This window comes from Streptomyces sp. NPDC060027 (genome assembly GCF_042737005.1).
In the GTDB taxonomy this organism is placed as follows: Bacteria; Actinomycetota; Actinomycetes; order Streptomycetales; family Streptomycetaceae; genus Streptomyces.
The window spans coordinates 1-8,311 of record NZ_JBHWVI010000301.1; the positions used below are offsets into that span (position 1 = coordinate 1).

Genomic DNA, 8,311 nt, shown 5'->3' on the forward strand with positions numbered 1-8,311 from the left:
GGTGGGACCAGTCCCCCGTATCGTTGGAGTAGTCCGTCGTTCCGGTCCAGAAAGGCCGCAGCCACCATGGTGCAGATCAAGAGCCCCGAGCAGATCGCCAAGATGCGTGAGGCCGGGCTGGTCGTCGCGGCCATTCATGCGGCCACGCGGGAAGCGGCCGTACCCGGTGCGACGACCCGGGATCTGGACGAGGTCGCGCGCAAGGTGCTCGCCGAGCACGGCGCCAAGTCGAACTTCCTCGGGTACGGCGGTTTCCCCGCGACGATCTGCACCTCGGCCAACGAGGTCGTCGTCCATGGCATCCCGGACGACAAGACCGTCCTGAAGGACGGCGACATCATCTCCATCGACGCCGGCGCGATCGTGGACGGCTGGCACGGCGACGCCGCGTACACCGCGTTCGTGGGCTCCGGCCACGCTCCTGAGCTGATCGAGCTCTCCCGGGTGACCGAGGAGTCGATGTGGGCGGGTATCGCGGCCATGAAGCAGGGCAACCGGCTGGTGGACGTCTCGCGGGCCATCGAGACCTACATCCGCCGCCAGCCGAAGCCGGGCGGCGGCAAGTACGGGATCATCGAGGACTACGGCGGCCACGGCATCGGTACCGAGATGCACATGGACCCGCACCTGCTGAACTACGTGGAGCGGAAGCGGGGGAAGGGTCCGAAGCTGGTCCCCGGGTTCTGCCTCGCGATCGAGCCGATGGTGTCGCTCGGCACACCGCGGACCGAAGTGCTCGAGGACGACTGGACCGTGATCACCACGGACGGGACCTGGTCCTCGCACTGGGAGCACTCCGTGGCGCTGACCGAGGAAGGGCCGCTGGTTCTCACGGCGCCCGACTGCGGCCGGGCGAAGCTCGCCGAGTACGGCGTCACGGCGGCGCCCGACCCCCTCGCGGGCTGAAGCGCCGGCGTTGTCCCGACGGGCCGAGCGGCCCGATGCCCTCGCGGGTCGCGGTGTCACCCGCGGAGGGCATGCGGAAGATCCTCCAATATCGATCGTGCGTTCGATTTTTTTTTCTCGCTTCTTCCCCACCCGTCACTCCGCCGACCGTACGACCGGTCAGCCCTGCCCCTCGCGCATATCGCGTCGACGGGTGGGGCATCGTCATGAATGGCGGAGGTGGCCGGAGACGAATTCGTCTTTCCGGGAGCCCTGACGTAGACTGACTCGTCGGCTCTCGTGCACCCGCATGTCTGCATGCGCTCGCACGAAGTCGATCAAGGTAGTCGATTCGAAGGGCAAAGCGTGGCCAAGAAGCAAGGTGCCATCGAGATCGAGGGCACTGTCGTTGAGTCTCTTCCGAACGCGATGTTCAAGGTGGAGCTCCAGAACGGCCACCAGGTCCTGGCGCACATCAGCGGCAAGATGCGCATGCACTACATCCGCATCCTCCCTGACGACCGGGTCGTGGTGGAGTTGTCTCCGTACGACCTGACACGCGGCCGGATCGTCTACCGCTACAAGTAGATCTTGCCTTGCTCCGTGTCCCGGTCCCGGGACACGGAGGGTGGCACTGACCCGGAGAACCTCACCTAATGAAGGTCAAGCCGAGCGTCAAGAAGATCTGCGACAAGTGCAGGGTGATCCGCCGTCACGGTCGGGTCATGGTCATCTGCGAAAACCCGCGCCACAAGCAGCGCCAGGGCTGACGCACGACCGCACCTTCTGCACCCCGCAGATACTTCGCGCGACGCAGCAGTACATGTTCATACGCAGGATCCAGGACTGACTCCCATCAGGCCTGACACCCCCGGTCGGAGGCCGGGGACCCGGTTCGTACCGAATGCTCGATCCCTTGGATCAGGGCACGACGGCGGGCGGGATCCGGTTCTGCGGAAGACCTCCGAACGACAACTGGAGCCATTGAATGGCACGCGTTTCCGGTGTTGACATCCCGCGCGAAAAGCGTGTGGAGGTCGCCCTCACCTACGTGTTCGGCATCGGCCGGACCCTTTCCCAGCTGACGCTGGCCGAGACTGGCGTGAACCCCAACACGCGCGTTCGTGACCTCTCCGAGGAGGAGCTGGTCAAGATCCGCGAGTACGTGGACGCCAACATCAAGACCGAGGGTGACCTCCGTCGCGAGATCCAGGGCGACATTCGCCGCAAGATCGAGATCGGCTGCTACCAGGGCATCCGCCACCGTCGTGGCCTGCCCGTGCACGGTCAGCGCACCAGCACGAACGCTCGTACCCGTAAGGGCCCGCGTCGCGCGATCGCCGGCAAGAAGAAGCCGGGCAAGAAGTAGTCCTCAGCGGACAACGCTTCACCAGCGGTCTTCGCTGTAGGACCGACCACCTCCCCGTAGGAGAAATAGATGCCCCCCAAGGGTCGTCAGGGCGCTGCCAAGAAGGTGCGCCGCAAGGAAAAGAAGAACGTCGCTCATGGGCACGCCCACATCAAGAGCACGTTCAACAACACGATCGTCTCGATCACGGACCCCGCGGGCAACGTGATCTCCTGGGCCTCCGCCGGCCACGTCGGCTTCAAGGGCTCGCGCAAGTCCACCCCCTTCGCCGCGCAGATGGCCGCCGAGTCGGCCGCCCGTCGCGCGCAGGAGCACGGCATGCGCAAGGTCGACGTCTTCGTGAAGGGCCCGGGCTCCGGTCGCGAGACCGCGATCCGCTCCCTCCAGGCCACGGGCCTCGAGGTCGGCTCGATCCAGGACGTCACCCCCACCCCGCACAACGGCTGCCGTCCGCCGAAGCGCCGCCGCGTCTGACGCACGGCCGCTCGGTCGTCGTCCTCGACGGCCCTGTGTCGGTTTGAGGATTCCGGGCGGTACGGCTCCGTAATAGGGCCGTATCGCCCGTACCCTTGCTGTACCCGGCCTCTCGCGAGGCGCGGTTCCGTCGGGCGTCAAATAGCGGGCGTCCACGAAAAAGAGGATTGATCCACACATGCTGATCGCTCAGCGTCCCTCGTTGACCGAAGAGGTCGTCGACGAATTCCGCTCCCGGTTCGTGATCGAGCCGCTGGAGCCGGGCTTCGGCTACACCCTCGGCAACTCCCTGCGCCGCACCCTCCTCTCGTCGATCCCCGGCGCTGCTGTCACCAGCATCCGCATCGACGGTGTCCTGCACGAGTTCACCACCGTGCCGGGCGTCAAGGAGGACGTCACCGACCTGATCCTCAACATCAAGCAGCTGGTCGTCTCCTCGGAGCACGACGAGCCGGTCGTGATGTACCTGCGCAAGCAGGGCCCGGGTCTGGTCACCGCCGCCGACATCGCGCCCCCGGCCGGTGTCGAGGTCCACAACCCCGACCTCGTCCTCGCCACGCTCAACGGCAAGGGCAAGCTGGAGATGGAGCTGACCGTCGAGCGCGGTCGCGGCTACGTCTCCGCCGTTCAGAACAAGCAGGTCGGTCAGGAGATCGGGCGCATCCCGGTCGACTCGATCTACTCGCCGGTGCTGAAGGTCACGTACAAGGTCGAGGCGACCCGTGTCGAGCAGCGCACCGACTTCGACAAGCTGATCGTCGACGTCGAGACCAAGCAGGCCATGCGTCCCCGTGACGCCATGGCGTCGGCCGGTAAGACCCTGGTCGAGCTGTTCGGTCTGGCCCGCGAGCTCAACATCGACGCCGAGGGCATCGACATGGGCCCGTCCCCCACGGACGCCGCCCTCGCCGCCGATCTCGCGCTGCCGATCGAGGAGCTGGAGCTCACGGTCCGCTCGTACAACTGCCTCAAGCGTGAGGGCATCCACTCCGTGGGTGAGCTCGTCGCCCGCTCCGAGGCCGACCTCCTGGACATCCGCAACTTCGGCGCGAAGTCCATCGACGAGGTCAAGGCGAAGCTGGCCGGCATGGGCCTGGCCCTCAAGGACAGCCCGCCCGGATTCGACCCGACCGCCGCCGCCGACGCCTTCGGCGCCGACGACGACGCGGACGCGGGTTTCGTGGAGACCGAGCAGTACTGACCAGTACTGGGACGCCTTCCGTCCTCCGGGGTCCTTCGGGACCCCGGATCTTCGACGGGCAATCGCCCGCTCGGACACTGACCTCGGTACCTGATACGGCCGGGGCAGACACCTAGGAGAAACCATGCCGAAGCCCGCCAAGGGTGCCCGTCTGGGCGGCAGCGCCGCGCACGAGAAGCTGCTCCTCGCGAACCTCGCGAAGTCGCTCTTCGAGCACGGCCGCATCACCACCACCGAGGCCAAGGCCCGTCGTCTGCGTCCCTACGCGGAGCGTCTGGTCACCAAGGCGAAGAAGGGTGACCTTCACAACCGCCGTCAGGTGCTCTCGGTGATCACGGACAAGAGCATCGTGCACACGCTCTTCACCGAGATCGGCCCGCGCTACGAGAACCGCCCGGGTGGTTACACCCGTATCACCAAGATCGGTAACCGCCGTGGCGACAACGCGCCCATGGCTGTCATCGAGCTGGTGGAGGCCCTGACCGTGGCCCAGCAGGCCACCGGTGAGGCCGAGGCCGCCACCAAGCGTTCCGCCAAGGACGCCGAGGCTCCGGCCAAGGTCGAGGACACCAAGGTCGAGGACGCCGTCGAGGCTCCCGCCGAGGAGTCGAAGGACGCCTGAGGCACTGCCTTGCTGTGAGCGGGTCCGTCCCTTCGGGGGCGGGCCCGCTTTCGCGTTGCCGGGCAGAAGCCCGGTGCTGAGAGGATCTAGGTGTGAGTGACGAAGCGGAGCCCGGGTTCGTACGGGTGCGGTTGGATCTGTCGTACGACGGGAGCGAGTTCTCCGGGTGGGCCAAGCAGGCCGGGGGACGCAGGACCGTGCAGGGCGAGATCGAGGACGCGCTGCGGACGGTGACGCGGACGAAGGACACCACGTACGAGCTGACCGTGGCGGGGCGGACCGACGCCGGGGTGCACGCGCGCGGGCAGGTGGCCCATGTCGACCTTCCCGAGGAGCTGTGGGCCGAGCATCGGGAGAAGCTGCTGAAGCGGCTCGCCGGGCGGCTCGCGAAGGACGTGCGGGTGTGGTCGCTCACCGAGGCGCCGGCCGGGTTCAACGCGCGGTTCTCGGCGATCTGGCGGCGCTACGCCTATCGCGTCACCGACGAACCGGGCGGCGTCGACCCGCTGCTGCGCAGTCATGTCCTGTGGCACGACTGGCCGTTGGACGTCGACGCCATGAACCGGGCGGCCGAACGGCTGCTGGGGGAGCACGACTTCGCCGCCTACTGCAAGAAGCGCGAGGGCGCGACGACCATCCGCACGCTCCAGCAACTGAGCCTGGTGCGCGGTGAGGACGGCGTCATCACCGCCACCGTGCGGGCCGACGCCTTCTGCCACAACATGGTGCGGTCGCTGATCGGGGCCCTGCTGTTCGTGGGGGACGGGCACCGCGGCCCCGACTGGCCGGGGAAGGTGCTCGCCGCCGGCGTACGGGATTCGGCCGTCCATGTCGTACGGCCGCACGGCCTGACGCTGGAGGAAGTCGGTTACCCCGCGGACGAGTTGCTCGCCGCGCGGAACAAGGAGGCGCGGAACCGGCGGACGTTGCCGGGTGCGGCCGGATGCGAGACCTGCTAGCGGCGGTGCCTGCGGCCGGGGCGGTGCTTCAACTGCCGTGCTGGGAGCGCGGCTTGCGGGGACGCGCTCGGCGATCGTGAGCGCCCGGGGCGCGGGCGGTGCGGGGCGGCGGCCGGTGTTCCGGGCCGCCGCCCGGTGCCGCTACTGGCTGGCCGCCGCCGATGCCTGGGCCTCGCCCCGGCGGCGGATCTGACGGAACGCGAACTCGGCGAGGTCGTCGCCGGTGGTGAACACCTGGGTGTCCTTCGTCGTCACGTCCTTGCCGCCGGTGAAGCCGGCGAGGGTGAAGTAGGCGTAACGGCCGTAGGAGTTGGTCGTCGAACGGCAGACGGCCGCGTCGCAGAACGACTTGACGCCGTTGCCGGCGAGTGACGCGATGATGCTCTTCTTGTCCGCGTCGGCCTTGGCCTTGGACGCCTTGGCCTCGGTGTCGAACACCGCGACGCCGACCGTCACCGCCACGCCGTCCTTGGAGTAGGTGACCCGCAGGAAGCGGGTGCAGCCGTCCTTCTTGAGGACCGCCGGGAGGGAGCCCTTCGCGGCCGAGGCGCAGTTCTTCGTGTCGGCCGTCGGCCCCTTGCGGTAGACGCGGTCGCCCATGGTGAGCTGCGTACCGGGGAAGAGGATGTCCGGACTCAGCGGTGCCGTGTCCTTCTGCGCGCTGGCTATGAACTGCTTCGGATCCAGCGGCGGGGGAGCCGAGGTCGGCTCGAAGGACGGTGCCGGCGCCGTGGAGCTCGGGATGTCCGTGGTGGCGGGCAGATTGGACGGCTGGTTCGAGGCCTGGTTGTTCCCGTTCGCGTTGACGACGGCCATGGCGACGGCCGCGCCGACCGCGACGGTGGCCAGCGCCCCGCCCACGATGAACAGCACCTTGCGGCGCTTGTTGCGCGTTTCGGAAGCCTCCGCCAGTGCGGCCCAGTCGGGATTCCCGCTGGATCGCTGATTGCCCCACTGGGGCTCCTGCTGAGAACCCGGCTTCCAGGGATCCCACGGGGGCTGCCCCTGCCCACCCTGCCCATAACTCATGCGCCGCATCTTAGACGGGCGTTGGGGGGTGCCGTTCCGCTCCACCGGTCACTTGAGCCCCTAGCGTGATCTGAATGCGCACGGGCAAAAGTGACATCTCCGGGTGGTTGGTACGTCAGGCCTCCTGGCATGCGTGGGCGGTGTCGTGCGCGGTGCTGTCCGCGCACGTCGTGGGGGTCGCGCGCGGCACCTCGGGCGGCGGGACGGACTACGCGATCGTCGTCCGGGCCGCGCGCACCTGGCTGGCCGGCGGCTCGCCCTCATGCCGACCGACACTTCCTCTGTCTGCCGAGCGCGGTGCTCGCGGTCGGGCGGCCCTGGCTGGAGCCGGTGACCCGACGTTTCTTCCGGGACTGCCTTACCCTGTCTGTATTGACTGCATCGGTGGCGCTTCGGCACCTCCGTCATCTGCCGCTCGGCGGCCCCGACCACTTTGTCGCTCCGCGACAGGGACGACGGGCGACGAGGGTGTGAGCACTCGCGTTTTGACCCTTCCGGGGCACCGCGGGTAAGCTTGCAGTTCGTTATGTGTATTGGCTTGCTCATTCTCACGTGAGGGGCCCTTACACCGGTCCACCGGGGCTGATGACCAGCGACCAGCACGCGGTATGCGTCACCGCAGTGCGGTCAGGGCTGTCGTGATCGTCCGTGGTGGCCATGTCAGGACCCACTCACTGAAGAAGCGAAGGCTACGACCGTGCGTACGTACAGCCCCAAGCCCGGCGACATCACTCGCCAGTGGTACGTCATCGACGCCCAGGATGTCGTCCTGGGCCGTCTGGCGACCACTGCTGCGAACATTCTGCGCGGCAAGCACAAGCCGATCTACGCGCCCCACGTCGACGCTGGTGACTTCGTCATCATCATCAACGCCGACAAGGTGCACCTCTCCGGCAACAAGAAGACCCAGAAGCTGGCGTACCGCCACTCCGGTTACCCGGGTGGTCTGCGCTCCGTCCGTTACGACGAGCTGCTGGCGAAGAACCCCGAGAAGGCCGTCGAGAAGGCCATCAGGGGCATGGTTCCCAAGAACACCCTGGGCCGTCAGGTGCTCTCGAAGCTGAAGGTCTACGCGGGCGAGAACCACCCGCACGCTGCGCAGCAGCCGGTCCCGTTCGAGATCACCCAGGTCGCGCAGTAGTTCCGGCCACCCCCTAAGACATAAAGAAATCTGAGGAGAATCGTGGCCGAGACCACCGTTGAGCAGCCGGTCGAAGAGACTGAGCTCGTCGACATCGAGAGCTACACCACCGAGTCCGAGGTGCCCGTCGAGGGCGAGTACACCTCGGAGTCGCTCGAAGGCCGCTTCGGCGACCCGCAGCCGGCCGCCGGCCTGGGCCGTCGCAAGAACGCCATCGCCCGCGTCCGGATCGTCCCGGGCACCGGCAAGTGGAAGATCAACGGTCGCACCCTTGAGGACTACTTCCCCAACAAGGTGCACCAGCAGGAAGTCAACGAGCCCTTCAAGGTGCTCGAGCTCGACAACCGCTACGACGTTGTCGCCCGCATCTCGGGTGGCGGCGTCTCGGGTCAGGCCGGTGCCCTGCGCCTCGGCGTCGCCCGTGCGCTGAACGAGGCCGACGTGGACAACAACCGCGGCGCCCTCAAGAAGGCCGGCTTCCTCAAGCGCGACGACCGTGCGGTCGAGCGCAAGAAGGCCGGTCTCAAGAAGGCCCGTAAGGCCCCGCAGTACAGCAAGCGTTAATCTTCGCTGCTTGCTTCTGCGCGTCAGTACGCGTAGCTCCGAACGCCCCGGCGGCACGCCACAGTGC

At 67.5% G+C, this 8,311-nt stretch carries 11 protein-coding genes; 10 read left to right on the forward strand and 1 reads right to left on the reverse strand.

The annotated features are described in order from the left end of the window. Positions 1–66 precede the first annotated feature (66 nt). The 8 genes from map (at position 67) to truA (ending at position 5,510) form a co-directional block, all read left to right on the forward strand. The gene (map, locus tag ACFWBT_RS39395) at positions 67–906 is read left to right on the forward strand and encodes a type I methionyl aminopeptidase (RefSeq protein WP_385708612.1); all 840 of its coding nucleotides are present in this window, start codon (positions 67–69) and stop codon (positions 904–906) included. 345 nt (positions 907–1,251) lie between these two features. Then, a complete protein-coding gene (infA, locus tag ACFWBT_RS39400; RefSeq protein ID WP_003948620.1) occupies positions 1,252–1,473 on the forward strand; it encodes a translation initiation factor IF-1 in 222 nt (73 codons plus the stop codon). 68 nt (positions 1,474–1,541) lie between these two features. Next, entirely contained in the window at positions 1,542–1,655 is a 114-nt protein-coding gene (rpmJ, locus tag ACFWBT_RS39405) for a 50S ribosomal protein L36 (RefSeq protein WP_003998809.1), read from the forward strand. Between the two features lie 218 nt (positions 1,656–1,873). After that, positions 1,874–2,254, forward strand: coding sequence for a 30S ribosomal protein S13 (gene rpsM, locus ACFWBT_RS39410; RefSeq protein WP_081218901.1), 381 nt, complete (start codon positions 1,874–1,876; stop codon positions 2,252–2,254). 69 nt (positions 2,255–2,323) lie between these two features. Beyond that, positions 2,324–2,728 (forward strand): 30S ribosomal protein S11, encoded by a 405-nt coding sequence (gene rpsK / locus ACFWBT_RS39415; protein WP_006376016.1) that lies wholly within the window; start codon positions 2,324–2,326, stop codon positions 2,726–2,728. A 178-nt stretch (positions 2,729–2,906) separates the two neighbouring features. Further along, positions 2,907–3,929 carry a DNA-directed RNA polymerase subunit alpha gene (locus tag ACFWBT_RS39420; protein ID WP_003966937.1) on the forward strand — a complete coding sequence of 341 codons (1,023 nt, stop codon included), beginning with the start codon at positions 2,907–2,909 and terminating at the stop codon, positions 3,927–3,929. A 124-nt stretch (positions 3,930–4,053) separates the two neighbouring features. Beyond that, positions 4,054–4,551 carry a 50S ribosomal protein L17 gene (gene rplQ, locus ACFWBT_RS39425; RefSeq protein ID WP_385708615.1) on the forward strand — a complete coding sequence of 166 codons (498 nt, stop codon included), beginning with the start codon at positions 4,054–4,056 and terminating at the stop codon, positions 4,549–4,551. 92 nt (positions 4,552–4,643) lie between these two features. Beyond that, complete coding sequence (gene truA / locus ACFWBT_RS39430) at positions 4,644–5,510, forward strand: tRNA pseudouridine(38-40) synthase TruA (RefSeq protein ID WP_385708618.1); 867 nt, start codon at positions 4,644–4,646, stop codon at positions 5,508–5,510. A 141-nt stretch (positions 5,511–5,651) separates the two neighbouring features. Here the strand turns inward: truA and ACFWBT_RS39435 are convergent, their stop codons facing one another. Then, a complete protein-coding gene (locus tag ACFWBT_RS39435; protein ID WP_385708621.1) occupies positions 5,652–6,539 on the reverse strand; it encodes a hypothetical protein in 888 nt (295 codons plus the stop codon). 697 nt (positions 6,540–7,236) lie between these two features. Between ACFWBT_RS39435 and rplM the strand changes: the two genes are divergently transcribed. Beyond that, positions 7,237–7,680, forward strand: coding sequence for a 50S ribosomal protein L13 (rplM, locus tag ACFWBT_RS39440; RefSeq protein ID WP_037626954.1), 444 nt, complete (start codon positions 7,237–7,239; stop codon positions 7,678–7,680). A gap of 42 nt (positions 7,681–7,722) precedes the next feature. Further along, positions 7,723–8,244, forward strand: a complete 522-nt coding sequence (rpsI, locus tag ACFWBT_RS39445; RefSeq protein WP_261705341.1) for a 30S ribosomal protein S9 — start codon at positions 7,723–7,725, stop codon at positions 8,242–8,244. Positions 8,245–8,311 lie beyond the last annotated feature (67 nt).

Excerpts from the sequence above, each read along its gene's own strand:
- rpsM (WP_081218901.1), top strand. The coding sequence starts at position 1,874 with ATGGCACGCGTTTCCGGTGTTGACATCCCGCGCGAAAAGCGTGTGGAG.
- map (WP_385708612.1), top strand. The coding sequence starts at position 67 with ATGGTGCAGATCAAGAGCCCCGAGCAGATCGCCAAGATGCGTGAGGCC.
- ACFWBT_RS39420 (WP_003966937.1), top strand. The coding sequence starts at position 2,907 with ATGCTGATCGCTCAGCGTCCCTCGTTGACCGAAGAGGTCGTCGACGAA.
- rpmJ (WP_003998809.1), top strand. The coding sequence starts at position 1,542 with ATGAAGGTCAAGCCGAGCGTCAAGAAGATCTGCGACAAGTGCAGGGTG.
- rpsK (WP_006376016.1), top strand. The coding sequence starts at position 2,324 with ATGCCCCCCAAGGGTCGTCAGGGCGCTGCCAAGAAGGTGCGCCGCAAG.
- ACFWBT_RS39435 (WP_385708621.1), bottom strand. The coding sequence starts at position 6,539 with ATGAGTTATGGGCAGGGTGGGCAGGGGCAGCCCCCGTGGGATCCCTGG.
- rplQ (WP_385708615.1), top strand. The coding sequence starts at position 4,054 with ATGCCGAAGCCCGCCAAGGGTGCCCGTCTGGGCGGCAGCGCCGCGCAC.